This is a genomic window from Rhodocytophaga aerolata (assembly GCF_030503435.1).
In the GTDB taxonomy this organism is placed as follows: domain Bacteria; phylum Bacteroidota; class Bacteroidia; order Cytophagales; family 172606-1; genus Rhodocytophaga; species Rhodocytophaga aerolata.
In genome coordinates this window covers 1-21,784 of the sequence record NZ_JAUKPO010000043.1, presented here as the reverse complement: position 1 = coordinate 21,784, position 21,784 = coordinate 1, and the positions used below count along the sequence as shown (strand labels likewise).

General features: G+C 40.7%; 24 protein-coding genes. 13 read left to right on the top strand and 11 right to left on the bottom strand.

The features are described from left to right. Positions 1-294: 294 nt before the first annotated feature. Positions 295-849 (bottom strand): DUF2911 domain-containing protein, encoded by a 555-nt coding sequence (locus Q0590_RS32915; RefSeq protein ID WP_302041922.1) that lies wholly within the window; start codon positions 847-849, stop codon positions 295-297. A 770-nt stretch (positions 850-1,619) separates the two neighbouring features. Here Q0590_RS32915 and Q0590_RS32910 point away from each other — a divergent pair. Then, a complete protein-coding gene (locus Q0590_RS32910; protein WP_302041921.1) occupies positions 1,620-2,408 on the top strand; it encodes a DUF3108 domain-containing protein in 789 nt (262 codons plus the stop codon). Positions 2,409-2,802: 394 nt separating this feature from the next. Here Q0590_RS32910 and Q0590_RS32905 read toward each other — a convergent pair whose 3' ends face one another. Next, positions 2,803-3,606 (bottom strand): ferritin-like domain-containing protein, encoded by an 804-nt coding sequence (locus Q0590_RS32905; protein ID WP_302041920.1) that lies wholly within the window; start codon positions 3,604-3,606, stop codon positions 2,803-2,805. A gap of 25 nt (positions 3,607-3,631) precedes the next feature. Continuing rightward, positions 3,632-4,372, bottom strand: coding sequence for a ferritin-like domain-containing protein (locus tag Q0590_RS32900; RefSeq protein WP_302041919.1), 741 nt, complete (start codon positions 4,370-4,372; stop codon positions 3,632-3,634). A 327-nt stretch (positions 4,373-4,699) separates the two neighbouring features. Here Q0590_RS32900 and Q0590_RS32895 point away from each other — a divergent pair, with 327 nt between their 5' ends. Further along, positions 4,700-4,828, top strand: coding sequence for a hypothetical protein (locus Q0590_RS32895; protein WP_302041918.1), 129 nt, complete (start codon positions 4,700-4,702; stop codon positions 4,826-4,828). A 443-nt stretch (positions 4,829-5,271) separates the two neighbouring features. Beyond that, positions 5,272-6,438, top strand: a complete 1,167-nt coding sequence (locus Q0590_RS32890; protein ID WP_302041917.1) for an alpha/beta hydrolase — start codon at positions 5,272-5,274, stop codon at positions 6,436-6,438. 103 nt (positions 6,439-6,541) lie between these two features. On the opposite strand, the gene Q0590_RS32885 is transcribed toward Q0590_RS32890, so the two are convergent. Further along, positions 6,542-7,087 carry an RNA polymerase sigma factor gene (locus Q0590_RS32885; protein ID WP_302041916.1) on the bottom strand — a complete coding sequence of 182 codons (546 nt, stop codon included), beginning with the start codon at positions 7,085-7,087 and terminating at the stop codon, positions 6,542-6,544. A gap of 449 nt (positions 7,088-7,536) precedes the next feature. Between Q0590_RS32885 and Q0590_RS32880 the strand changes: the two genes are divergently transcribed. After that, the gene (locus Q0590_RS32880; RefSeq protein ID WP_302041915.1) at positions 7,537-8,094 is read left to right on the top strand and encodes a TetR/AcrR family transcriptional regulator; all 558 of its coding nucleotides are present in this window, start codon (positions 7,537-7,539) and stop codon (positions 8,092-8,094) included. A gap of 944 nt (positions 8,095-9,038) precedes the next feature. Next, on the top strand, positions 9,039-9,875 hold the full coding sequence (locus tag Q0590_RS32875) for an alpha/beta fold hydrolase (RefSeq protein WP_302041914.1): 837 nt from the start codon (positions 9,039-9,041) through the stop codon (positions 9,873-9,875). A 142-nt stretch (positions 9,876-10,017) separates the two neighbouring features. Here the strand turns inward: Q0590_RS32875 and Q0590_RS32870 are convergent, their stop codons facing one another. Together Q0590_RS32870 and Q0590_RS32865 are read right to left on the bottom strand one after the other, a co-directional pair. Next, positions 10,018-10,851, bottom strand: coding sequence for an IS5 family transposase (locus Q0590_RS32870; protein WP_302041913.1), 834 nt, complete (start codon positions 10,849-10,851; stop codon positions 10,018-10,020). 340 nt (positions 10,852-11,191) lie between these two features. Then, positions 11,192-12,427 (bottom strand): PQQ-dependent sugar dehydrogenase, encoded by a 1,236-nt coding sequence (locus tag Q0590_RS32865; RefSeq protein ID WP_302041912.1) that lies wholly within the window; start codon positions 12,425-12,427, stop codon positions 11,192-11,194. 532 nt (positions 12,428-12,959) lie between these two features. Between Q0590_RS32865 and Q0590_RS32860 the strand changes: the two genes are divergently transcribed. The 3 genes from Q0590_RS32860 (at position 12,960) to Q0590_RS32850 (ending at position 13,939) form a co-directional block, all read left to right on the top strand. Further along, positions 12,960-13,223, top strand: a complete 264-nt coding sequence (locus Q0590_RS32860) for a transposase (protein ID WP_302041911.1) — start codon at positions 12,960-12,962, stop codon at positions 13,221-13,223. A gap of 201 nt (positions 13,224-13,424) precedes the next feature. Beyond that, positions 13,425-13,742 carry a hypothetical protein gene (locus Q0590_RS32855; RefSeq protein WP_302041910.1) on the top strand — a complete coding sequence of 106 codons (318 nt, stop codon included), beginning with the start codon at positions 13,425-13,427 and terminating at the stop codon, positions 13,740-13,742. After that, on the top strand, positions 13,739-13,939 hold the full coding sequence (locus Q0590_RS32850) for a hypothetical protein (protein WP_302041909.1): 201 nt from the start codon (positions 13,739-13,741) through the stop codon (positions 13,937-13,939). The genes Q0590_RS32855 and Q0590_RS32850 overlap by 4 nt, the downstream gene beginning before the upstream one ends. A 29-nt stretch (positions 13,940-13,968) precedes the next feature. Here Q0590_RS32850 and Q0590_RS32845 read toward each other — a convergent pair whose 3' ends face one another. Next, positions 13,969-14,139 carry a hypothetical protein gene (locus tag Q0590_RS32845; protein ID WP_302041908.1) on the bottom strand — a complete coding sequence of 57 codons (171 nt, stop codon included), beginning with the start codon at positions 14,137-14,139 and terminating at the stop codon, positions 13,969-13,971. On the opposite strand from Q0590_RS32845, the gene Q0590_RS37695 reads away from it, so the two are divergent. The 3 genes from Q0590_RS37695 (at position 14,126) to Q0590_RS32835 (ending at position 16,797) form a co-directional block, all read left to right on the top strand. Continuing rightward, a complete protein-coding gene (locus Q0590_RS37695) occupies positions 14,126-14,563 on the top strand; it encodes a transposase (RefSeq protein ID WP_366970645.1) in 438 nt (145 codons plus the stop codon). The two genes, Q0590_RS32845 and Q0590_RS37695, sit on opposite strands and share 14 nt — an antisense overlap. A 667-nt stretch (positions 14,564-15,230) precedes the next feature. Next, positions 15,231-15,938: a ferritin-like domain-containing protein gene (locus Q0590_RS32840; RefSeq protein ID WP_302041907.1), complete on the top strand. Its 708-nt coding sequence runs from the start codon at positions 15,231-15,233 to the stop codon at positions 15,936-15,938. 25 nt (positions 15,939-15,963) lie between these two features. Beyond that, complete coding sequence (locus Q0590_RS32835; RefSeq protein WP_302041906.1) at positions 15,964-16,797, top strand: ferritin-like domain-containing protein; 834 nt, start codon at positions 15,964-15,966, stop codon at positions 16,795-16,797. A gap of 144 nt (positions 16,798-16,941) precedes the next feature. Here the strand turns inward: Q0590_RS32835 and Q0590_RS32830 are convergent, their stop codons facing one another. The 4 genes from Q0590_RS32830 to Q0590_RS32815 all read right to left on the bottom strand — a co-directional run bounded on the left by Q0590_RS32830 (position 16,942) and on the right by Q0590_RS32815 (position 20,485). Further along, the gene (locus tag Q0590_RS32830) at positions 16,942-17,478 is read right to left on the bottom strand and encodes a pyridoxamine 5'-phosphate oxidase family protein (protein ID WP_302041905.1); all 537 of its coding nucleotides are present in this window, start codon (positions 17,476-17,478) and stop codon (positions 16,942-16,944) included. 260 nt (positions 17,479-17,738) lie between these two features. Beyond that, a complete protein-coding gene (locus Q0590_RS32825; RefSeq protein WP_302041904.1) occupies positions 17,739-18,011 on the bottom strand; it encodes an acyl carrier protein in 273 nt (90 codons plus the stop codon). A gap of 1,370 nt (positions 18,012-19,381) precedes the next feature. After that, positions 19,382-19,648 (bottom strand): hypothetical protein, encoded by a 267-nt coding sequence (locus Q0590_RS32820; protein WP_302041903.1) that lies wholly within the window; start codon positions 19,646-19,648, stop codon positions 19,382-19,384. A 378-nt stretch (positions 19,649-20,026) separates the two neighbouring features. After that, the gene (locus tag Q0590_RS32815; protein ID WP_302041902.1) at positions 20,027-20,485 is read right to left on the bottom strand and encodes a DoxX family membrane protein; all 459 of its coding nucleotides are present in this window, start codon (positions 20,483-20,485) and stop codon (positions 20,027-20,029) included. A 178-nt stretch (positions 20,486-20,663) separates the two neighbouring features. Here Q0590_RS32815 and Q0590_RS32810 point away from each other — a divergent pair, with 178 nt between their 5' ends. Both Q0590_RS32810 and Q0590_RS32805 read left to right on the top strand, forming a co-directional pair. Beyond that, positions 20,664-21,056, top strand: a complete 393-nt coding sequence (locus Q0590_RS32810) for a response regulator (protein WP_302041901.1) — start codon at positions 20,664-20,666, stop codon at positions 21,054-21,056. 62 nt (positions 21,057-21,118) lie between these two features. Then, entirely contained in the window at positions 21,119-21,535 is a 417-nt protein-coding gene (locus tag Q0590_RS32805) for a response regulator (protein WP_302041900.1), read from the top strand. Positions 21,536-21,784: the final 249 nt, after the last annotated feature.

The window sequence follows — 21,784 nt, the reverse complement described above, 5'->3', positions numbered from 1 at the left end:
TTAATCTCTTTGTAGCAACTTAGCTAACAGAGAAAAAGTGCGCCTACTTGAATGTTTATCTTTAGATTGACAAAAACCTCCCAATTAATGTAGTATTGCCTTGAAATTTACCACACTTATCTAACTCTATAAAAGTTGTACCAATACATTGTATCCCTCAATAGAATACCCTTTACTGGATGATAATGAGTACGGGGCACAAAAATCGTTTTCTATATTTTCAAGAAAGGGAGAGTTAAGTTGACTAGCCCATCTTAGGTAACTTAAAAGTATTAAGATTTTTCAATCCGTTTATTAGTAGGTAAAGGGAACTTCAACCATGGTTTGATCCCAGGCAAACCTCATTACTCCTTTGTTCGCACCCTTGGCTTCAAATTGAATGGTAAAGTTTTCCACTTGATTAGTAAGGTTACTGACCGGAGCCATTACTCTTACTATATCCTTGTTTGCCTTATAGCTATAGGCACCCCAGTAATCCAGATCCGCATTTAAAATGATCGTCCATTGTTTTTCTTGCGGAATAGTAAAAAGGGAATAGCTCCCTGCTTTTACTCTTTTTCCATTTAGTTCAACATCCTGATAAACCTTTATTTGGGTAGCTTCATTGGCTCCTGTGCGCCAGACTTCTCCGTAGGGGACCAGTTTTCCAAAAACCTCCCTTTCATTTCGTGCAGGTCTACTGTAAGTCACTCGGAGGATAGCCTTTTGGCCCTCTTTTCTGTCGTGTGCAAAGTTAGCAGGGAAATAGGCGATGTCCATCGGACTTTTATCTAACTCGCTAAAGCTTTGAGCTTGTGAACGCAAGGAAAATAAAGCAAGCAAGAGGATAGAGAGGATCAACCTTTTCATTTATATTTTTTTAAAGGAGTATACGCTAAAATAGTCACTTAGACCATCAAGATTCAATTAATTGTCAAGTTTGGAAGTATTATCAAGCACAAAAGATGAAAGAGAATAGCTACTAAAGGTGCATAGGTAGAGGTATATAGGGTAAAAATTTTTTTAGATCGAAAGGAAAAACAAATACAAAAGCCTCCCAATCCAAGGGGCTTTTGTATACGTAGGTTGACAAGTACACACGGCTTCTATCCGTGAGTATGGTCACTCTATCTGTTTAACCCTTCTCACCTTCATTTGTGAGAAAAGTCGATACCTATGGCATTCTTTTTTTCTATACGCTCCCTATTTTTCAAAAGATCCCCTCTTCTAGATTGTGCTATTGTCGTGCAAAAATCTGCATTTAGCGGGTATAGCGGGCATGTAGAGCAATTACCTTTTATACAAACTTGGCAGCACACACCGGAAAAAGTCACAAGGGACTTAAAAGAAAAACTCTTTATCTGGGCAAAGGAAAATAAGAAGAGAGTTAAAATAAAATCTGTTGTCTATAGGCCAACCAAACTAAGTAATCTACCCATTTTAAACTAACATTTTATGCTACCTACTTGCCGCAAAGTAATCTTGAAGAAGTCCCTCCTTGCTGACCTTCTTGGGCCTGCCGGCTACCTAGCTTTTGTAAAACAGCTTCTGTGTTTCTCTATACAAAAAGGCAACTCTATTTTCCATTACAACATTTTCTACTACTAAGATAGATAACCTGTTGAAAACGCTACTCATCTATGCATAAATGGTTTTATTGCCTGCTCCTTGTTTTAGCCGTAGTTGGCTTTACTAGACATGATCCTTACCGGCGAATAGACAACGATAGTTTTACCGCTGGAGAAGAACTGCGCTACCGGGTACATTATGGATTTGTCAATATAGGAGAAGGTATCGTGGAAGTAAGTCCTAGCTTAGTGAAAGTTAACAACAGAAGTTGCTATCAAGTAAGCGTTTATGGCAGAACATCCGGCGCATTTGATCTAGGCTATAAAGTGCGTGACACCTGGCAATCATATATCGATACAAGCGCCTTGATTCCTCAGCAGTTCTACATGAATATTGAGGAAAACACCTACCGAAAAGAAACCACTGTTTTTTTTGATCACCTACAGAAGCAACTACAATCTAGGGAAAAGAGCCAGAAAACAAAACAATTTACCATTCCTGAAAATGTTCAAGATTTAATTAGCGGCTACTTTTTTTTAAGAACGATTGATTTTAACAAGCTGCCGGAAGGGGCCATTATCCACATCGATGCTTTTTTTGATGATCAGCTTTATGCAGTTAAAGTCCGCTACCGGGGAAAAGGAGAGGTCAAGACAAAGTTTGGCAAAATCAAAGCTATTGGGCTCACACCACTTATGCCTGCCAACGGGCTTTTCAAAGATGAAAATGCGATAAAAGTATGGATTTCAAACGACAAAAATAAAATACCTGTGAAAGTAGAAGCCGATATGTTTATAGGTGCGATCGAGTTAGAGCTAAAAAACTTTAAAGGCTTAAAACAAAAGCTTGATTTTTACTGATAAAGTGGAGGCTCCCTATTAAAAAATGAGCATTTTTTTTCCCTGCGTTACCCTTTTCCGCTTCGAGCAAAGCTGTTTACAAAATAAGGGAAAGCATAGATAGAATATCCATTTTTACTTCTACTACTATACTTCAACATTGCTTTCCTGCAAAGCAACCCGGGAGAGAGTAATCCAAAATAAATATAAACACCGTTCAATACTATTCTAAGGTACGGAATGGTGTTTAGTGAAAAATAATATTACCTTTTTAGCTTGCGGAAGGCAAATGAAGCGTTGTATTTTACTTACTTTTTCTAAAAATACTAGTAGCTGATTCCATAGATAGCCTGCAATAGTAAAAAAGCCCTGAACAGTCAAATTCAAGGCTTTCTAGGTAGTATAATACAAAGTGTTATTTTTTTAGAAACAAGCTGGCAATAGCAGTGACTTCTTCTTTTGTCAAAGGCTCATCAAAGGCGGCAGTAAAACCACCTTCCTCTACCGTAGTTATTGTTTTCAGCTCAATGCCGGCTTGCTTTGACATGTTTTCTCCCTTGTACACAGGCTGTGTAGCATAGGGCATGCCTCTTCCCCGGTGATTAAAATAGATCCATCCGAATTCGTCACGCATCATCCGGATCTTTGCCGCATGTCGGGCTTCTACCGAATGTATTTGTAAGGCGGCAGTGAGTAGTGTATCATTATCCATCAAGTTAGCGGCCTGACCTTTGTATGCCCGCACACCCGTATCTTCAAATGCCTGAGACAATACTTTAAACTGATCATAATCACTGAAAGGCATAAAGGCGCCACCAGCAGTAAAGTCAAAAGCCGGTTTATCTATGGGCATTCCACCTAGGCTTTTGATCGTTTTTTGCAGAAACTCTACATGTTGCTTTTCATGCTTACTGATTTGCATAAACACTTTTTCATCATCTGTGCCTTTGGGTACAATGGTGTCCAGGCCCATGATATAAAATTCGCTTTCCAGGTATTCAAGTAAAAGAGCAAAATTAAGGACATCCACATTATCTTCATGGGCGGCCATGGCATTTTTGGATGATAGGGTAGCTGCGCCGAAAGGAATGGCACCCAGGGCCATTTTTTTTCCCCAGTCGCCTAGTTGGCGGAACATGGCCCGTCTACCGGAGGCCATCTGTTCATCCAGGTTGATCTTCTGTGGATCAACCGTAGTAAGTAAGTCAAATATATTCATGGTGTCTATTTCAGGTTAGGTGGATTTATAATTCACTGGCATCTATTTTATTCAAAATGAACGGATTGGCTGCTTCCAGTACTTTAGCAGGTTCATAAGCCAGATCTAATCCATTCATATCTATAATATCATCGCCGGCAAAAGAAGTTGGGTCTGTATCTACCAGCGAACGGATAATAGAAGCATGACGAGCTTCCACAGATACTATTTTACCTGCAATGGTCAGCAAATCAGGACTTGCCAGTCTTTTGCCAGCACCATTATATGCAGCTACCCCTAAATCCTCAAATGTTTTAGCTGTTTGCAAAATACTTTGCTTATCTTCAAAATTTACAGCTTTAAAGTCGAATTTGAGCTGGCCAATAGCTTTATCTCCAAGGGCAGCTTTCAAAAAATCCCGGTGTACTACCTCATGATCGCGGATTTCTCTGAGCGAACGTTGCTCATAATAGTTAAACATAGAGGCAAAACCTGAGGCAGCTACCACCTGAATGTAGAATTCGGCTTCTAGTTGTTCCAGGGTATAAGCATAGTTTAACACCCCAGTGTCGCCCTTTCCCAGCCGAACAGTTTTAAGTACATAATCATCCGGATCTACATCCACCGGGTAAGGAAGTTTATCAAGTACTTCTTTGCAGCCGCTGAGCATTACAGCAGTTGAGGCAGTGGCAAAGCCTGCAAATTTGAGAAACGATCTGCGTCTGAGATTTTCCCCGTTCTTAGCAGAAGCAGTACGCTCCTTGGAATTAGATAGTGGTACACGCATACATGAATTGGTTTAGGTGTGTTAGTAAAAGGCTACCATTTGTGTATTTACTATACCTACGAGTAAGCCTGCAAACCAGATTGGAGAAGAGAAGAGGAAAAGAAAAGTTCATTTAAAAATGAAACACTCATGCCTTTTTGCAGGAAGGGATTATATATATTAGTTAAAAAATTATAAAAATTTTTTTAACTAGTTAGATATCTCAGCATACAAATTTACAGAGAGAAAGCGCGCAGCAATGGTAGAATCAACATAAAAACTATGTCATCAACCAAGAAAAAATCGAAAAAAGAAGATCCTTGTTGGAGTGGATAGACGCAGGAAGAAATGAAAACCAAAAATGGAAAGAAAATACCTAATTGTGTAGCTGAGAAAAAATCAAATGCAAAAACAGTTAGTAAACCTTATAATGAGGGCTTTAAGGGAAATAGTTTATTACTCGGCGAGCAAAAATAAGTTGGCAATTCAATTTACCTGCAGAAAAACAGGTGTAAGGAAAGCAAGTAGCGGTCGTTTTTGTTTCACCAACCATACTTTCACAAATACCGGTAAATAGTTGCTCACCTACCTAATGCAGCTTTAAATATAGGATCCTATTTAGACATAGGGTAAGTCAAGCTCACCCCTATTTAATTAACTCTGATATTGGGATTTGGCTTCTGCTATAGTGCTTACTTTATCCTCCACTAAACTAAGCTACGCTCAAGTTACTGCTTAAATAATTTTTTTTGTCTTCACTCATCTGGAAAGCAAACTCATTCGTACTTGTAGTAGATACCTTTAGGAACGCATCTTGCCAAGTTACTTTACAGGTTATTTATCTAGTTTGCTTCCAAGGGTGTCTTGATAAATGTCTGTTACAAGCAGTACAAGTATTCACCACAAACCTCCTAAACATTTTGAAACACATTCACTCCCATGCAGCATCCGGGAAAGGTTCTAAGGATTCTCCAACACAGGCTATCACAAAAAGGCAGCCTCTATCTTTGTTTGTTCTGGCAAAAGCAGCTATGTTACTTCTGCTGCTGGTTAGTGCCTGTGTACCTGAAATTCCAGGGCCGCTTCTTCCTATAGTTATCAAGCCAAAAGGGCCAAAGCCAAGCTGGGCTCCTACGATTGATCCGCAGATGCAGGCCATTATTGAGGAACTAGATAGTTTTGGCACCCCACCCTTACATGAATTAACACCAGGGCAGGCAAGAGAAGCCCCTACGCCCACTGATGCCGTTAAATCGCTAATCAAGGAGAAAGGGCTTCCACTTACCCAACCGGACTTATTGATCGATCATAAGGTTATTCCAGGGCCTTCTCCTCAAGGGGTTCTCGTGCGGATCTATACACCTAAAAAGGGAGCAGGGCCCTTTCCGGTGATTGTCTATTATCATGGTGGTGGTTGGGTGATCGCTAATCTGGATACGTATGATCCTTCTGCCCGGGCACTTTCGGATAAAGTGGGAGCTATCGTGGTCTCTGTCGCTTACCGGCAAGGGCCTGAGCATCCCTTTCCTGCCGCTCATGAAGATTCCTTTGCCGCTTATAAATGGGTCGTAGAGAATGCTGCTTCCATTAATGGTGATCCTTCTAAGATAGCTACTGCTGGTGAAAGTGCAGGTGGTAACTTAGCCGTGGCGGTGTCTTTGATGGCAAAGGAACGTAGCCTACCATTGCCAGTACATATTCTTTCGGTCTATCCAATCGCCGATGAAGATTTGCTCTCGCCAAGTTACGAGAAATATGCAAATGCCAAGCCGTTGAGCAGGCCACTGATGGAATGGTTCTTTAACTACTATAAGCCTAACTGGAAAACAAACAGACACCGATATATCTCATTGATTCATACTGATTTGACAGGACTTTCTCCCACAACGATTATCAATGCAGAAATTGATCCTCTGGAGTCAGATGGCGCAGAACTAGCGAAACGGTTGCAAAACGATGGAGTAATGGTCATGCGTAAAGTGTATAAAGGAGTAACTCATGAATTTTTTGGTATGTCAGCCCTACTTGAGCAAGCCCAACAAGCCCAAGCCTTTGCAACAACAGAACTAAAGAAAGCTTTTGAGTAACAGATTATATTCCTACTCATATCATATTCCACCTAAAGAGAAGAGGTGCCAAAGGCACTTCTTCTCTCTATTCAGATAAGTAGCACGTGGGGTATTGCTGCCTTCAAAGAATCATCAATTGTAATTGAGCGATAGCACTTTTCAATCTGGATTTAGCTGTACCTAGTGGAATTTCTAGCGCTTTTGCGGCCTCTTGGTGTGTATAGCCTTTCAAATAGACATACTCAATCAGATGCTTGTATTGGGGCGCTAGTGCGTCTATGTATTTAGTAATACCGATATAATCCACCTGCTGATAAAAGCAGTGTTTTTGATCAACCCTGTCAAAGAGCAGAATAGTACATTTCAAGCCTTGTCTTTGCTTTTGATAATACAGGGAACGGGTTTTATCAATGGCTGTGTTACGGGTGATATTTAATATGAAAGTAAACAGACTGCCTTTGGAGGCATCGTATGTATGGATGTTTTTCCAAATTTTTATAAAGCTATCCTGCAAGACATCTTCAGCGAGTTGTTGGGAATGAACAATCTTGAATGCGATGGTATATAAAGCATTCGAGTATAAATGATACAGTAAGTCAAATCCTTTTTTTTCCTTGGCTTGAAGCAGGCCTATCAGCTCTTGCTCTGTAGGTAGAGGTTTTTTCATAAAATGAAAGAAGTAAGCAGAAGAAGATTTTATGTGCTTAAGCGATAAGGATAAGCTTTTCTATAAGAGCATTATACGAAAGCTACCAAACACTTGTTTGATTTTAAAGTAAAAAAAGTAAGCCAAGTTGATAATAATTTGCAAACTGATCTTAAGTGCCTCTTTCTTACGCCCAAAAACGTGTTCTAAGACAGAATCTATGGAAGAGAGCATCCCTGTTATAGACAATGGGAGATTATAGACAATGGGAGCATAAAGAAGGTTACTACTCCGAGAAACTTGCTTATTCACTAATTCTATTTGAGGGAGTAATAGGAGTATTGGCAGATTGTAATTCAACCCAGGCTTCCCTAACCAAAAAAGGAAAGTAACATGTATAACAAAAGTTATCTGAGGATATTTGCTTGGTTAATGGGATTTTTTCTTTTCTTCGTATGTTTACCCTTCATATGAATAAGGGTCACACATCAAGAGAGCAGATTATTTGGAAAGCCTATCAATTATTCCGGGAAAGAGGCTATTACAATACCTCAATGGAAACTATTGGGAAAGCCTGTGGTCTTTTGAAAGGGAGCATTTACCATTATTTCACTTCTAAAGAGCATTTAATGGAAGGGGTATTGGGAGCAGTTCACGACTCGTTCAAAAGGCAGGTGTTTAGTGTCGCTTTTTCCCCGTCCGAATCAGCCAAAGAGCGCTTAGAAAAAATGATGGAAGCTACTGAGCAGGCTTATTTTCAAGAGCAAGGGGGCTGTATTATGGGGCAAACAGGCGGCTATGCGGCTATTAATCCTTCTGCTTTTACACGCATTATTCAAGCTTTTTTTACTGAGTGGAGAGAGGCTTTTACCCATATATTTTCCGCTCAGTATAGTTTTGAGCAAAGCAAGCAACTATCCTGGCAGGCTATTCAAGAGATTGAAGGCGCCATTACCCTCTATTGCATCTTCTTTGATAAAACTTTTTTTGCAGCTACTCGTCACAGGATAGAGGGTTTGTTAGTGTAAATAAGGTTTCATTCTATTTACTACATTTTATTTGTCCTGCTCTTACATTTGGTCAAACCCTAGCAGAATAATGCGTTGAAGAATAGATGTGATTGATACTATAAAGTCAACGTATACCTAGTCCAACAGTACAGACCTATGAGAATGCTACAAATGAACAGGTTTCAACCAAGCAGAGAGCTTAATCATTCAAGTCTGCATTGCTTCCTTAGTGCTTTAGGAAGAAAATTTAGAGAATTCTTTATTGATCAGCCTGAGCATATAGGTAAGTAAAACAAGTAGCTCTTTTTTTTGTCCACTGGCCAGTAAAATCAATCGCTTCATTGCTAGGAGCTGTTTTCTTGACTTACATTTGAGCCCTTAAACAAAGAAAAGTTAGGAAATAAGTAAATGTTGCGCTCCTTACAAAAGTCTTTCCTAGTGGAGCCATTTGCTTGCTAATGCTGCACTTAGCTCCACATCCGGGTTAAGAGAAAAGTCAATCATAGGCATTACTTATGTATTTTATTGCTTGATTAGTAGCTGACTAGCTTCTATTTATTGCTTTCACTTATTCATCTCACGAATGCTACTCACCTGATAGCGCTCTTGCTGTCAACAGACTTTTTTTAAATGAGAATATTATAAAAGTTTGAATTTCAGACGATAAAATAGAATGCCTTAAAAGTACAAGCAGATATAAGGGAAAAATATAATTAAAAAGGGTGTAATATCTACATAATTGCATTTTATATCTAATTGGTTTTGATTATCAACTCTTCTACTACTCACAAATAATTGTATCTATCTTTTGTATATAAATCGCAATGAATCTCTACTCATTTTTGTCACTTCCAACCAAACACTTGTTTGGTAACTTCGTATAGAACTCTATTGATTCTGTCTGCTGCTTTTACAAAGTAGTAGACTTAATACTTGTTATACCCCTAACCCAATGATTCTTTATGCCTTTTATTAAAACAGGCTCGGATGCTTCCGGCCATGAGATTAACATTTTCTACCAGGATTTAGGCAAAGGCAAACCAGTGGTGCTGATTCATGGCTGGCCCTTGAGTAGTGCCATGTGGGACTACCAATTAGCCGAATTACCCAAACACAGCTTGCGTGTAATCGCCTATGACCGCCGGGGTTTCGGGCAGTCCTCTAAACCCTTTGATGGCTACAGCTACGATACGTTTGCAGACGATCTGAAAATATTGCTCGATACACTTGAACTGCAAGAGGTGACGCTGGTGGGCATGTCTATGGGGGGTGGAGAGGTAGCCCGCTATATGAGTCGCTACCAGGGAGCAAGAGTGTCTAAAGTAGCCTTTGTCAGCTCAGTGACTCCTTTCATGCTAAAAACAAGTGATAATCCGGATGGGGTAGATAAAAGTGTTTTCGATGAAATGCTCGCTCAAATGCAGCAGGACCGGGCAGCTTTCCTGCAATCCTTTTCCAAAAAATTCTACAGCGTTGGCCTGCTCAATAGCAAAGTAAGCCAGGCACATCTGGATGGGGATTTTATGCGCACCTATGCCGCTTCTCATAGGGCCACGATAGAGGCTGCCCATGCTTTTGCAGAAACAGATTTCAGACAAGATTTGCTTTCAATAAAGGTTCCTACCTTAATTATTCATGGCGATGATGATAAAACCGTGCCCATTGAAGCCTCAGGGGACCGTACAGCAAAGGCCTTGCCTCAGGCTCAGTATATTGTTTATAAAGATGCTCCTCACGGATTATTCTACACCGAAAAAGATAAGCTTAATGGGGATTTACTCTCCTTTATTGGTAAATAAGAGATAGTCGGGGGAGGGGTTGTCCCTGCGGCTTATTAAGAATTACCCACAAAAAGCCTCTCCTTATAGCTGAAGAGGCTTTTTGTGGGTAATTCTTGTTCTCATTATTTTTATAGACAAAGGCTTAGAAGCTGTTTTAAAACTAGTCCAATCGATTTAACAAGAGGGGGAGCATAGCTAGATAGACCATGGACTGGCTATTTCTCCGGTTCTTTTCGTAATCTTTGTTTAATCTCCGGGCATTAAGTATCCAGGCGAAAGTCCTTTCCACTACCCACCTTCGAGGCAGGATTTTAAAGCCTTTTACCTGGTCAGTTCTTAAGACTATCTGCCAGGTCCACTGCCATAACTTTTCCACATAGTTAATCAAGTCTTCTCCTCGGTAACCCCCATCTACCCAGACCAACTTGATCTGCCCGCAAAGTGCCCGCAGGCAGGCTACCCGCTTGATATAGCGTAAAAGCTGCTGGGCTCCTTGTTTTTCCGATACACTTACCGCACAAATCCAAACAGCTAATAATAAGCCTTGTGTATCAGTAAGAATGAAGCGTTTGCGGCCTTTAACAAGCTTGCCCGCATCAAATCCTCGATGCTCTCCCCCACAAGCAGTCGTCTTGACACTCTGAGAATCTAAACTGCCCGCGCTAGGAGTGGGTTTTCTTTTCATTTGCCGACGCACTTTCCGGACTAGAAAAGAGTGGATCTGCTGCCATAATCCACTTTTACTCCAACAATTAAAATAGCCATAGACTGTTGACCAATGAGGTAGGTCATGTGGCATACTTCTCCAACTACAACCGGTTTTCACCACATACATGATCCCATTAATTACCTCTTTCAACGGTACGGGTTGACGTCCCCCTTTTTGTGGGTCTGACTTTGGCCCAGGTAGGTACGGCTTTAACTTTTTCCAGCCATTTTTGCTGATGTCACTTGGATATTTCTTTCGTTTTCCTTTGCTTTGAGTAGTACTCATGGAAATTTGTCTGTCAGTTGGCACTACAAACTTATTTACTTTGAGTACTTTTTCCTCCTCTTACCCTTTTAATACAGCTTCTTAGAAGAATTTCCTCTACCTGTGGAGCAACTTAAAGGCGAGTATACCTTATCTGCATGTTTGGGTAAGTAACCCTTGTCATAGTGAGCAACTCCGGCAAGGAGTGAGGGGCTTACTTAATCTTACCGGATAGCAGAAGACGTTATGTTCAGCAGCATTAGTGCAGCCTAGATATGCAACTGCAAACAATTTTCAGCAGGACCCAGGCAGTTTACCAGGTTTGGTGATTAACAGGCTCCTAGCGTACGCGTTGAATTTGTTACTGCTTGCCAACTCTATACAACCTGCCTTCATCGGTGATCGCATATAGAGCCCCATCATTTCCCTCAATTATTGCTCTGAACCTTTGCTGCTGATCTGCCAGCAAACGTTCTTCGCCCACCACTTTTCTGTTTTCCAACACAATGCGGGCAATATGATGGCTGTTGAGACCACTAATGAACAGATTGTTCTTCCACTCTGGTATAGCATTGCCTTTGTAGAAAGTCATCCCGCTTGGCGATAATACAGGATCCCAAAAATAAACAGGTTGCTCCATGCCCTCCTGCCGGGTTTTTCCTTGCCCGATTTTGTCATCATTGTATTCAATTCCATAGGAAATCTTTGGCCATCCATAATTTTTACCAGGCTCAACAAAGTTCAGTTCATCGCCCCCTTGTGGTCCCATTTCAGCTATCCACAAGTCTTCTGTCTGCGGATGAATAGCAATGCCCTGTACATTTCTGTGACCCATAGAATAGATCTGGGCACTTGCATTGGCCCTCCCGGCAAACGGATTGCCAACAGCTGGTTTTCCTTCTTTTGTAATGCGAAGTAGCTTACCAAGGGATGTAGTAGAATCCTGTGAATGCACACGTCTTTCTTCTTTGAAACGCTCACCGGTAGTAACATATAAGTTGCCGGACTGGTCGAATAGCAAGCGGCCACCATAATGATTGTTTCCATCATAAGCTGGTGTAAGGCGGTATATAACGCTGGCATTTTCTATCCGGCGTTCATCGGCTGATAATCTACCTTTAGCGACTGCCGCCAGGTTGCCCTTCTCTCTTTTTTCAGTAAACATCCAATACAACTCTCTGTTGGTAGCAAAGTCTGGGTCGAGGACGAGCCCCAACAGACCTCCCTGCCCTTTTGCTACTACTTGGGGTAAACCTGTGATTTTGTCACTTAGTTGACCATCGGTGGTAACGATACGCATGCTCCCTTCTTTTTCTGTAATCAAAAAGCGCCCATCAGGCAGTAGAGCGATGCCCCAAGGTTTATTTAATTTTTCGGTAATAATGCGGACTTCATAGGGGGTAGTGGTTTGCACGCCAGGTGCACGCGTTTGCCCTGCAAAAGCCGGTTGGTAGCCTGCATCCGGCTCCCTGATTTCTACCGGCTGTCCCGGTGTTTCATTGCCGATCGCTTCACTTTTGTTGGCATCGTTCGTACCTCTGCTGCAGGCACTCAAAATAAGTAATGTGCTCAAAAAGACAGTCACAAGCTTTACCATAAACTTAAAACAGATAGTAGAATGATTAGTAGCCTTTGATTACCGGACCTTTAAAGAATCTACACCTATGAGCTAAATATATTGGTGCCTGTTTTGAAGTAAGTGGAAAAAACCTCACAGGTTTAGTAGTCAGTACTAACCTTTACGGATAGTTACTCTATTTTGTTAGCAAGCTGTTAAAAAGGGCTTCAATTCTAATAAAGAACATAGCAATGGAAAAGCCAAATAAGGCGAGCAATTTAGAATTCATCAACCGATGCTCTCCTGCCATACAAGCACTATTAACCCTGTCATTCGTTTTACCTCTGTCTTTGCTATCTATGATTGCCAGATGTTAGACCCTCAATTTTCATACGGCCGTATGGAAGAAAAAATTAGTGGGATTCATCCATAAGTATGGAGTAATGGAGTAGTCTCAATAAAGGGGGCTGGGTGTTGCACAACTGCCGGTTTGAAATCTGGCTTCTGAGTGGTAAATTCAGGAATGGTAGGCAAAAGAAAAGATTTCAACAAAACTTGCCCTTCACTGATAGTGGAAACCTATGTTCCCAAGAATAATTTTTATCGCCAAATTAAGCAACTGCTCAAGTTAGACTTCCTCTATCAAGCAGTATCGCCTTATTATGGCAAGTGTGGGCAGAAATCAATAGATCCAGTGGTGTTTTTCAAGCTACAGCTGGTAGCTCATTTTGAAAATATTTGCTCTGAGCGGGCTCTTATTAAAAAGAGCCAGTTGAGGCTTGATATTCTTTATTTTTTAAATTATAATCTAGGAGAACGCTTGCCTGGACCTTAGATCAAGATCTAATCTTGAGGTCCGCCACAGTACCCTGTCTCGTACACGCAAGCGATTGCCAGCTGCTGTGTTTGAAACTTGCTTTCAGTCTATTCTGACTGCCTGTGTAGAAGCAGGTATGGTTAGTGGGCACACTCACTTGACCATTCTCGGTCAATAGTAGATGCCGCCTTTGTAGAGGCCAATGCATACTGAGCGTTTTTGCTCAGATCAGATAGCCTCAAGCGAAAAGCTATATTAGCCTGGAAACTGCACACGGGAGAGGCTAAACAAATCACGGCGGCTGATCTTTTCGGGCAAAAGGCACCATTTAGTGCCCTAGAAAAGACAGCCAAACCTAAAAGCTGTGCAAGAAATAATCGCAGCCATATCAGTATGAGCGATCCTGAGGCAAAGCTCTCTCAAAAAACAGGTAAGCCTTCCCGTTTGTACTACCTCGCCAGTATGGCTGTAGACACAGCGGATGTGCTTTGCCATCCGTTCATCATGTCATTACCCATATACAAGCAGACTGAATGAATCAGTCACGATTCATCGACGAAAAAGATTCCCGCCATTTGATGGCAATCGTTGACAAGCTATCCATAAAGCTTAAACAGTATGGATTAACCTTTCGATACTTATCAGCCGATGCAGGCTTTAGTTCGGGGGAAAACGGACCTGCTACGAACGAAGGGCGAAGCACCTCCGCTTGCATCGGCTCCATGCTTCATTAGAGGCACGTCAAATCAAAGCCTATATTTCTTTACATGGTAGTTACCATGCGGTAAGGGAAGGATTTAGTTATGATATAACAGAAAATGCTTATGTGTGCCGCAACAAAAAGTTGCTTTACTACCATGGCATCAAAATGGATAAAGGCTTTGCTAACCATTACTATCATGCCCGGGTGAAAAGGACCGATGTTGCGAAGCATCAGGTCCAATTGTAAAGAGTGTCCCTTTAAAAAGGAGTGTTGTGGCAATAAGAGGAGGCAAAGCCTCACTTTTAGTGTCTACCGTCACTATCACAAACAGATGCAGGAGCGGGTAGAAAGCAAAGAGGGTAAGAGAATGAAAGGCCAAAGAATGGCTACGGTAGAACCGGTTTTTGGTAGTTTACTCAACTATTATGGTATGAAGAGAAGTAATTCAAAAGGAAAACAAGCTGCTCATAAGTTTATGCTGAACCTGCTACGAGTGTGCATCGGCTTCGGTCAGCTACAGCTTACAACCTGCAGAAACTGCTCTCTTGCTTTACTCATCCTAAAGCCAATGTTCAACTCCTTACTACTCAACAAGTACATACCCTTTATTTTGTGCTCCGCTACGTTGTGCAACACCCAGGGGGAATTATTTTAACTTGTTACTTTAGGTATTGCCACCCATTAGATTTTTGATATCCGTAGGTATCCCACGTTAATAGAAACAGGCGATGTTACCAGACATGAAGTTTAGATTATATTTGTTTGAATCGTGATTTTTAGCCCAAAATATGCAAGTGCATAAGATAAATCTACTCCCATCCTTTTGAAGGACTCATCAAACATAAGTGAGTATGAGAATACGAAACTTGCCTGCTTAGCAGTTGGGCGTAGCTAAATTCTATTTTTAGCTACCGATAAATAAAAGAGAAATAGTTTCACGCAAAAATCAATTATTATGTAGGTAAGTATAGTATTTTTCTATTATTCTAGAAAAAAAATAGAAACTATATTTTTAAATATCCTATAAAGTTAAATTTGTTGCTTTTTCTTACTTACAGGCGATGGCTTGAGAATGATAGGTAGAATATATATAACAAACTGATTATAAGTCTTTATGTTTTTTTTTGCCACCATTACGCGCGTAGGTGATCCTGTTTTTAATTTTTTTAACCAATGACTCTTCCTGTTTATAGGTCTAAACATACATTTATTCTTCTGCTAACCAATAACCTTGCTGAGCGGTGATACGAATAAGTTCTCTGAATCGTCCCTAGAAAGGTATCTTTCCTACTCAACTTACTCTATTTAATTCTCTTTTCGCTATGCCAAAATCTGTTATGCATGCCACCCGTGCCGGGCAACCCCTACAACCTGTAGGCCGTCGCAGGTTCTTACAAGTAGCTAGTGTTGCTACCGCTTCAACCGCCCTGCTGATCAGTGGCTGTAATAAAGACGATGATACTCCCTCAGCTGCTACGGTAGATTTAGGTTCAGGAGATGTCGGCGTATTAAATTATGCCTATGCCTTAGAGCAGTTAGAAGCTGCTTTCTATGCGCAAATCATAGCCACGCCTTATACTGGCATTTCAGCCGAGGAACAGGCTTACTTTACTTCCATTGCCAAACATGAAGCTATTCATCGGGATTTCTTCAAAGCGGCTATTACGGCCGCCGCCCCTGGCAATATCATTGGCAGTTTAACCCCTGATTTTAGCAGTGTTACTTTCACGGATCGTAGCTCAGTACTTTCCACCGCCAAAACATTTGAAGACCTGGGAGTAGCTGCTTATAATGGGGCAGGTAAGCTGCTCAAGAATACAGATTATTTACTGCTTGCCGGTAAGATTGTCTCTGTGGAAGCCCGTCATGCGGCCGTGATCCGGGATCTGATCAACAATGGAGATTTTGCTGCCGATGATGTGGTAGATGCAAGCACTGGCCTGGACAAAGCCATGTCGGTGGATGAAGTGCTCATGGCTGCTCAAGCTTTCATCAAAGAAAAAATTACAGCAACAAACGTAGGTAAATAATCAGACACAGAAAGAGATAAATACGATGAACTTATTTCATTTAATTTCCCAGGTAGAGAAACTAGATCCTCAGGCCATGGACCAGCTTGTTTCCCGCCGCAATATATTTACCCAATTAGCCGGGATGAGCAAAAAAGCTGCTTTGGTAGCAGCTCCCCTACTGATAGGTTCGGCTTTTAATCAGGTGCTAGCAGGCAACAAAGATGTACCGGCAGTGTTCAACTATGCCTTGTTACTCGAGTATCTGGAAGAAGATTTCTATCTACAAGCCTTGGCAAAGCCTGGTTTAATTCCAACAGGGGCTCCCATGAATGCCATCATGCAAATCAAAAAACATGAGTCTGCCCATGTGGCATTATTAAAAGGAGCCTTAGGCGGGGCGGCTAACCCCCGTCCAAGTTCTTTCAATTTTGGAGCTGCCTTTGACAATTATCCCACATTCCTTGCCTTTGCCCAAGCTTTAGAAGATACAGGGGTACGTGCCTACAAAGGCAAAGCCGGTGAAATCAAAGAGGCGGGTAATCCCAATGATTACCTGACTGTAGCCTTGCAGATCCATTCCGTGGAAGCCCGCCATGCCGCCCATATCCGCATGATGCGCAGGGGAGCAGCCGGAGGAGGTATTATGCAAGCTGGCTGGATAAGCAATGCCGAAGCCAATGGCGCACCCCAGGTCGTTTATGGACCCGGAAATCCGGCTACTACGTTTCCATCCGAGGGAAATACCACCCAGGCGGGATTGAATCTGGTAACGGCTCTAGGGACCACTTACACAGCGGCTGAAGTAAGCGAGGCTTTTGATGAAGCTTTAGACGAAGCTACGGTACGCAGTATTGCCGGTCCTTTCATCGTGGCATAAAGATATAGGTTTATCAGTTATTTAGTTTCATTGGGGCAGTAGCTAGCAGGCTTCCCCAATGAACTTAAAAAAGTGAACACTAAGTTAAGAGAGCAGCTAAACGTATACCTAAAGTTATAAAGAAGTTTAGTAAAGCAAATCTCCCTATATCTTTACCTTACCTTCGATAGAATCATCGAGTGTTTGGCCAATGGCAGCCCCTATAGCCGTCTTTAGGAAGGCTACGGCATTGCCATGCTTGTTATCCCAATAGTATCCTTCTATCGGTTTTACTTTGATTACACTTATGCGTGGATCATCCACTCCTTGAGTAAACCATGTTTTCAGCATCGGATTCCATAGTTCTTTTATTCGCTCTTTGTCGGTCAATATACTAGCCTCTCCATATAGGCTCAGGAAATCTGAATAAGCAGAACCTTGAAAGAGCAGTTGAACACGGCTATCTTGCCCTATCTGCAGGTTTTTATAGCTGTCGTTTGCACTCAAAAACCAGAAATTCCCCTCTTCATCTATTTTTTGTACAGCCATGGGACGGGTAGCCATTGGCTTATCTGTTTTGAGATAAGTGCTGAAAAAACAAGTATTGTTCTTACCGGCAATCTCCTGTATCTTTTTGATGGCTTGAATGTCTTGTAGGTCTTTGTGGTTTTCTTCGGGCTGTTGGCGGTTAATGCTATCCATAGGAGTTACTTGAGGCAAGGATGGTTTCTAATAATTTATTTAGCTCTTTAACAACGTTGTTCAAAGAAGTATACTTATGGTACGGGAGCCGGATAGGAAAGTTGAGCATACATTAGTTGTTTTTATTGAATGGGTTGCTGCCTTTGACCTCCTTCTATTCTATCGATCAATTTTAAAGTAATGGCAAAAGGGTAATTATTTTAACCACCCTATTTTAAAAACTAAAAAACAGGTGCACAGGCAAGTATAAACAAGAGCAATCAATTTAAAGAGGTTTTTTCGTTCAATGATAGCTTGGTTTCAATACAAGCAACAATATCTTGCAGGGTAACAAACTCTTCTAACTCTTCATCTGAAATAGCAATGTTAAAGTGTTTTTCTACTTCCACAATCAACTCCACTGCATCTAAGGAGTCTAATCCCAATTCTCGTATCAACTGGGATTGTGAGGTGATGCGTTGTTTAGCTATGCCCATTTTTCTGTGTAGTAGATCTGTGAGGATATGCTCAATCTGTGGCTGACTTTGTTTCATAGGGATAAGCGTGTTACAAGTATAGGATAGCTGATGGTATGACAAGATATACCAAATTGAAGAGATACCAAAATGGTTTCATCGTCAATTTCTACTGGCACTTCGGCTCCTAACGCACCTGTTCCATACTCAATAAAAACGGTATGCTAGTGTAGGTATATTCAAAAAAACAAACCCATAAAGAAGTATCTCTAACGGGGCTTTAAAATTGACTATATCTTTTTAACCCGATTTAAAAGTGTTGACCCTTTTCTTAATCTTTTAGCATAAGCCATATTCACCTGTTCAAAGACTCTATATTCAGCAATTTTTACTATTTGTATGATTTTTTTGAGCTTTGTAATCAATATCTCAAATGCCTGATTTATCCTTAGCTTACATAAGTGTATGGAATATGCTTAATGGTTCTTGCCCTGCCGCTTATAGAAATTTAAAAGTTTGTTTTCGTCCATTAATGTAGAGATCAAAATCTTGGGAAGTTGCCCGCCGATAAGCAGCTTCATATTCCCAGCAGTCAATAGGTGTACTTGATTCAAATAAGTCCGAATAGAGCAGTTGACTATCAGTTTCAGTTAAGTTAAATTCAAAAAAATCAAGAATAGGTTGTTGTTTGGAAAAATTAACTACCACTTGAGCCGGGGGTTGACGACTCGCATATAATTTACAATAATGATAGACCGTTTCTTTGTAGCACCATTTAAAACATAGAATGTGATCCATTATTTTAAATTTTTTAACTATTCCTGTTTGCTTCTTTAAGCTTGGCAATGGCTGTTAGTACCTTACTAGCGTCTGCTTTGTTTTTGCTCAGGATGACTAACCTGGACAAATTCATTGGGCTGCCTTAGCCATAGCCTAACCTACACTCCTTCTACGGCTTCTTGTTAAGATAGAATAAAATTTAGGCCAAATGTTTAGTCAAATATACTCTTTGTAGGCGTAGGAGCAAAACATGACGGTATGTTTAGCTTTTATGGTGTTATCAAGTACATGTTTTATGCTTTCCTTGAAAAAGTGTAGAATGGAAGGAGAAAAAATACTGTTTTCAAATTCAGCAGTTACACATATTGGAGAAATTTTTTAACTACCCTGTTCTTTCATAGTTAAACGCTATCTTTAAACTTATACAAAATAGCTCTACCTAATGACCATCTTTAGGATGCAAGGTCCCCTGGACAGCTTCTAAAATATTAGCGTATGGAAAGAGTGCCAAGTTTATATTCAGCGTCTTAAATTGTAGAGATTGAGCTATAGTATCTACTTTTTACTTTCTATAACCTCTTACTGCTTAACCAGATTACGCCCTAGTCCCCCATAAAAGCGATATGCTAACTTGCATAGACTAGAAAGGTATTGCTTGCTACAAGTAGCTATCCATTACATTTCTCCAGCCTGTTATCGATCTCTTTGATCATAAAAGTATAGAACAGCGGGTGCAATTTTTTTGCTTGTAGCTGTGCTAGAAGAAACTGCTTGGACAAAACTAACTCTTGTTTGCTCATCTGCCCAACCGCTGAGCTAAACTTGTTGAGCGAGTTGACCATTTGCTGAATGTGGATTTGGTATTGGTGCATGAACAGTTCATCAGCACTGAGTCTAGTTACTAACGCTGGATCAGGATGTATAGGATGAGCCATGAGAAGTAGAGTATGAGATAGTTCCTTTTCACAAGGATAACTACCTTTTCTTTGCCTTTGTTTTTGATAATTAGATTTTGAAAGTTACCAGAAAATGGAAGTTAAGTTAACCACCCATTACATAAAGCACAAGATTCAGGTTTCAAACACGGCCCTCTTTCTACTCTCCAATATCTTAGGGAAAATCCAAACGGGCTTTGCCATAACAAAGTGGCCCTTTGGTTAAAAGCTCATAGGCTAAGCCATCCCTGAGAAGCTTTATCCATGAGATGAAAAAATAGTGGCTTTATTTTTCGAAAGTGGAAAATAGACTAATTTTAAATACTAAAAGTATTAGGCTGTGTAGCTGCCAAATACCCTGCATTTGTACAACTTTACTCATACAATACTTGTCGTTGTCTGGTTTCTAAGCCATTCATCTAGGCTCCATCTATAGCGAGGAAGCGTAGCCAGTAAAAAAGCAGAGCTGCAATCCACAAACACGGCATAATCCAGTGGCGCTTTGATGCCAAATGAATAGCTCATGGCTAGGGCAAAAAGCAGGGTAAGGAAAGCTGAGCCTAAGGCAGCTACTCTTGTTTGGAACCCGACCAGCAGCAGCAAGGCAAGAATTACTTCAAGTACAGTAGCGGCTATAGCCAGCAGGGGCACCAGGCTTTGCGGAGCAAAAGAATTCACTTGGCCTGTATAGGTAACAAAATTCTGCCAGTTGCCCCAAGCTACTCCTGGTTGTCCGGCTTGTCCCCATAAGCCAAACCGGTCAGCTACTGGAGAAAGAAAGTTGGCCGCTGTGGCTACACGCAGCAACAGCGAAGAGATATCTTGGTACTTTTTCATGGCTATTATTTGCTAGCAACTATGCTTAATCAAATCTATTTCCTATTATAATTGGTTAAATATACCTGCGTATATACTTATAAAAATCTTCTTTTTCCTTAATTTTCCATATTAGTCACATTTATCCACCTAAAACATGATCTAAGATGAGAACTATACTATTTGCAAAGATAAGTCCATGAAAAAAATAAATTCACTGCTCATTGTTGACGATGACCATATCAGTAACCTACTTACTAGTATGCTCTTTTCAGAACTTTACGCTCATACCCAAATCCGGGTATCTGAAAATGGGGCTCAAGCCTTGGAGGAGATAAAAGATTGCCTGCAAAGCGAACAGAATTGTCCGGATGTCATTTTCTTGGATGTAGAAATGCCCACCATGGATGGATTTGAATTTTTGGAAAGGTTGGAAGAGCTTAATAAAAAAGATTTACCGATTGTTCTACTTACAAGCTCGCTGCATGCGAGAAACCAAGAAAAGGCTCGTAAGTATAAAATTAAAGCCCTTGTGGAGAAACCACTAACAGAAGAGAAAATTGAAAGCGTGTTGCTAGCGCTTTCTGCCTAACAGGAATCTGTTCATAGACATACTATCTAAAACTTATCACCTACTTTGAAAAGGAACTACCCATGAAACAGCTTGACAAAATTTTGATCGTAGATGATGATCAGACAAGTACGTATCTTGTTAAATCCTTACTAGAAGATCTGCAGGTAGCTTCTCATATCGCTACAGCCACAAATGGGAAAGAGGCCTTAGACTACATAGACGCCCATTGTAAGGGGGCCGCAAAAGCCCATCAGCAGGCCTCTGCTAATTTTTGTCCAGAACTCATTTTACTCGATATCAATATGCCTGTGATGAATGGATTTGAATTTTTAGAAGAATGTAAACAGAGGCATTGTTTTAAAGACCATCAGGTCAAAGTGGTTATGCTTTCTAGCTCAGCTGCCCAGATAGACATACAACAAGCCAAAGTTTATCAAGTATCCGAATACATAGTTAAACCATTAACCGAAGAAAAAATAATTGAACTAATAGGTTAATTGTAAGAGTAGTTCACTAAATAAATTAAAATACTATGATACAATCCTGCATGTGGAATAGCTTTTTTAAGCTTGAATTAAAGTAGAATGAACCAATGATTGGGTCTCTCAATGGTGGACTATCCGGATCACCTATACATACCAGATCACTAGGAGACCTGCACCAGTATCTTCCTTATTAGGTTGCTTTAGACGGGAGTTAGCGTTACAACAATTTCCTTGAGATACGCAAAATTTAGTTTTTCTGTG

Bases quoted from the DNA above. Each gene is read 5' to 3' on its own strand.
- Q0590_RS32915 (WP_302041922.1), bottom strand. From the start codon at position 849: ATGAAAAGGTTGATCCTCTCTATCCTCTTGCTTGCTTTATTTTCCTTG.
- Q0590_RS32910 (WP_302041921.1), top strand. From the start codon at position 1,620: ATGCATAAATGGTTTTATTGCCTGCTCCTTGTTTTAGCCGTAGTTGGC.
- Q0590_RS32905 (WP_302041920.1), bottom strand. From the start codon at position 3,606: ATGAATATATTTGACTTACTTACTACGGTTGATCCACAGAAGATCAAC.
- Q0590_RS32900 (WP_302041919.1), bottom strand. From the start codon at position 4,372: ATGCGTGTACCACTATCTAATTCCAAGGAGCGTACTGCTTCTGCTAAG.
- Q0590_RS32895 (WP_302041918.1), top strand. From the start codon at position 4,700: ATGAAAACCAAAAATGGAAAGAAAATACCTAATTGTGTAGCTGAGAAA.
- Q0590_RS32885 (WP_302041916.1), bottom strand. From the start codon at position 7,087: ATGAAAAAACCTCTACCTACAGAGCAAGAGCTGATAGGCCTGCTTCAA.
- Q0590_RS32880 (WP_302041915.1), top strand. From the start codon at position 7,537: ATGAATAAGGGTCACACATCAAGAGAGCAGATTATTTGGAAAGCCTAT.
- Q0590_RS32875 (WP_302041914.1), top strand. From the start codon at position 9,039: ATGCCTTTTATTAAAACAGGCTCGGATGCTTCCGGCCATGAGATTAAC.
- Q0590_RS32870 (WP_302041913.1), bottom strand. From the start codon at position 10,851: ATGAGTACTACTCAAAGCAAAGGAAAACGAAAGAAATATCCAAGTGAC.
- Q0590_RS32865 (WP_302041912.1), bottom strand. From the start codon at position 12,427: ATGGTAAAGCTTGTGACTGTCTTTTTGAGCACATTACTTATTTTGAGT.
- Q0590_RS32850 (WP_302041909.1), top strand. From the start codon at position 13,739: ATGAATCAGTCACGATTCATCGACGAAAAAGATTCCCGCCATTTGATG.
- Q0590_RS37695 (WP_366970645.1), top strand. From the start codon at position 14,126: ATGTTGCGAAGCATCAGGTCCAATTGTAAAGAGTGTCCCTTTAAAAAG.
- Q0590_RS32845 (WP_302041908.1), bottom strand. From the start codon at position 14,139: ATGCTTCGCAACATCGGTCCTTTTCACCCGGGCATGATAGTAATGGTT.
- Q0590_RS32840 (WP_302041907.1), top strand. From the start codon at position 15,231: ATGCCAAAATCTGTTATGCATGCCACCCGTGCCGGGCAACCCCTACAA.
- Q0590_RS32835 (WP_302041906.1), top strand. From the start codon at position 15,964: ATGAACTTATTTCATTTAATTTCCCAGGTAGAGAAACTAGATCCTCAG.
- Q0590_RS32830 (WP_302041905.1), bottom strand. From the start codon at position 17,478: ATGGATAGCATTAACCGCCAACAGCCCGAAGAAAACCACAAAGACCTA.
- Q0590_RS32825 (WP_302041904.1), bottom strand. From the start codon at position 18,011: ATGAAACAAAGTCAGCCACAGATTGAGCATATCCTCACAGATCTACTA.
- Q0590_RS32820 (WP_302041903.1), bottom strand. From the start codon at position 19,648: ATGGCTCATCCTATACATCCTGATCCAGCGTTAGTAACTAGACTCAGT.
- Q0590_RS32815 (WP_302041902.1), bottom strand. From the start codon at position 20,485: ATGAAAAAGTACCAAGATATCTCTTCGCTGTTGCTGCGTGTAGCCACA.
- Q0590_RS32810 (WP_302041901.1), top strand. From the start codon at position 20,664: ATGAAAAAAATAAATTCACTGCTCATTGTTGACGATGACCATATCAGT.
- Q0590_RS32805 (WP_302041900.1), top strand. From the start codon at position 21,119: ATGAAACAGCTTGACAAAATTTTGATCGTAGATGATGATCAGACAAGT.